General features: G+C 41.4%; 2 protein-coding genes. One reads left to right on the forward strand and one right to left on the reverse strand.

All coding sequences use genetic code 11. The annotated features are described in order from the left end of the window. Positions 1-472: 472 nt before the first annotated feature. The gene (locus MXE38_RS12195; protein ID WP_246915472.1) at positions 473-991 is read left to right on the forward strand and encodes a methylated-DNA--[protein]-cysteine S-methyltransferase; all 519 of its coding nucleotides are present in this window, start codon (positions 473-475) and stop codon (positions 989-991) included. Positions 992-1,366: 375 nt separating this feature from the next. On the opposite strand, the gene MXE38_RS12200 is transcribed toward MXE38_RS12195, so the two are convergent. Continuing rightward, entirely contained in the window at positions 1,367-1,654 is a 288-nt protein-coding gene (locus tag MXE38_RS12200; RefSeq protein WP_246915474.1) for a DapH/DapD/GlmU-related protein, read from the reverse strand. Positions 1,655-1,827: the final 173 nt, after the last annotated feature.

The raw sequence follows: 1,827 nt of genomic DNA on the forward strand, positions 1-1,827 counted from the left end.
TGATAATAGCTTCTAGCTCTTGTGACAACTCGATTCGCTCATGTGAATTAGTTTTAGCAAGGGTCATATAATTTAAGCTCATATTAAGGTTAATTCTTTAGGGAAAGAGTTGCATCAAACTTTAAACTGGCTCATATGCAACATTACTGTAGAAGCTCATATTAATCTAATTTGTAAAAAAAATGTGCAAAAATGGATTATCAATGACTGTTGTGTAATGCCAGTGCTTACTCATAAGCATGGGCCTGAACCTAGTCAAGGGCTGGAGCCTTAGCTGAGGTCTGAGCTTGGGCAAGGGACTGGTCTTGATCATGAGGTAAGGCTATTGAGCCATGGATGGCTTCTGGCAGGGCTGTTGGTGGTTAGGGTGGTTGATATTAATTGAGGGTAGGCTATAAGGCTTCATATGGTGTGATTTGGACAGGGAACATGAATACAAAGAAACAAATGAGGCTTGGTTAGGGGTAAGACAATGCAGTATACAACAACATACCATTCTCCTTTGGGACAAGTGATCATAGCTGGTGATGATGTGGGATTGACGGGTTTATGGTTTGAGGGGCAAAAGAACTATGCCAAAGGGCTTAGCTCAGATTGTAAAGAAAGGTATATTGCAGTTTTTCATTTGGCAAAACGTTGGCTTGATATTTATTTTTCAGGTAAAGAGCCAGATTTTATGCCACCACTGCATATGGTGGGTACGCCTTTTGAGCTTGGTGTGTGGCAAATGCTTGGTAAAATTCCTTATGGCAAAACCATTACATATGGGCAGATAGCAAAAGAAATTGCGAAGCAACAGGGGCTTATGCGAATGTCATCCCAAGCTGTAGGAGGGGCAGTGGGCCGCAATAAAATTTCGATTATGGTTCCATGCCATAGAGTTGTGGGTGCAAAGGGAAATTTAACAGGGTATGCAGGAGGTCTTGATAGAAAAGCTAAGCTACTAAAGCTGGAAAAGATCTGTACAGAAAGCCTCTTGCTTCCTAACTAAGGTATAGCCTTATAAATACTAAAACAAAAGTATTTAGCCTTTAAGCGCTATGGCTATAGTTGTAAAGATAGTGGCGACAAACCACTGGTCTTGCCCAGTGGATGAAAGCCACAAATTATAGCTATAGATTTGGTTCTGTATAAGGTCATGGTAATAGTCTTTACAATGACACAGGAAAAGGATGCAACTTGATAAGCTTGCTTTGGTGGCTTCAAGCCATGGGTCGGCATGGCAAAAGCAAAAGATAAGCCTTGGTTTGCGTCTTAATAAGAAGGGCCTATAGGAGGTAGATAATAGGAACTTAGTGTTTATTATTGAAATTTTTGTCCTTAGGCCCTTGATAAGATAGGCGTTTGTTGGCCTGAAAGCTAGCTCTTAGTTAGCAGCTTGTGGGTTTTGTAAATCCTCTGGCTTAAGTGGACGAATTACTCTGCATGGAGAGCCAAAGGCTACTACGTTAGCAGGAATATCCTTGGTTACTACTGAGCCCGCACCAATAATGGAGTTATCACCAATAGTAACGCCTGGGCAAACAGTAACATTAGCACCAATCCAAACGCTCTTACCGATAGTAACTGGCTTATTGTACTGATAAGTCTTATTGCGCAGCTCTGGGTTTTCTGGATGTAAAGCAGTGGCAATTACGACACGTGGGCCAATCATAGAGTAATCACCAATGGTGATAAAGGTGTCGTCTACACCACAAAAGTCATAATATTAGTAGCGCGGAAACCCCTGTCTTTAGACAGGGGAGGAAGCGCCCTCCTTTTTGATTGCAGTTAAAAATGTCTTTCGCTTTTGAATAAGCTTAAGTTTTTTAGGGGAGACAGATTTGG

Source organism: Anaerobiospirillum sp. NML120448 (assembly GCF_023050945.1).
GTDB lineage: Bacteria > Pseudomonadota > Gammaproteobacteria > Enterobacterales > Succinivibrionaceae > Anaerobiospirillum.